We start from the raw sequence: 230 nt of genomic DNA, 5'->3' as shown, positions 1-230 counted from the left end.
CCGGACAGGCTCACAGTCGACGGAGTAAGGGTATCCACCACCGTCGAAGTGGCTGAGCCGCTGCCCGCCTTAATACCCAGGCTTTCAAAGCCAGGACCGTTCACACCGGTGATCGTGGCGGTCAACGAGCTGCCGTCAACGTAGACGTCCTCACCGTTGCCCGCAGCAATTTCCAGGGTGCCAGTGGTCTGGCCGTCAGCAATGGTGATCACGCCCTTATCGGTGGTGAT

Annotated in this window: 1 protein-coding gene; it reads right to left on the bottom strand. The window is 60.4% G+C overall.

Annotated features, from left to right (window positions below; all coding sequences use genetic code 11):
* The coding region (locus tag DM813_RS28320) for an immunoglobulin-like domain-containing protein (RefSeq protein ID WP_164897184.1) at positions 1 to 230 on the bottom strand (230 nt) is incomplete at both ends.

Origin of the sequence: Pseudomonas alkylphenolica, from assembly GCF_004025535.1 — a bacterium.
GTDB lineage: Bacteria > Pseudomonadota > Gammaproteobacteria > Pseudomonadales > Pseudomonadaceae > Aquipseudomonas > Aquipseudomonas alkylphenolica_A.
Note: the sequence above shows the minus strand (reverse complement) of the source record. Positions and strands in the feature narration are given on the sequence as shown.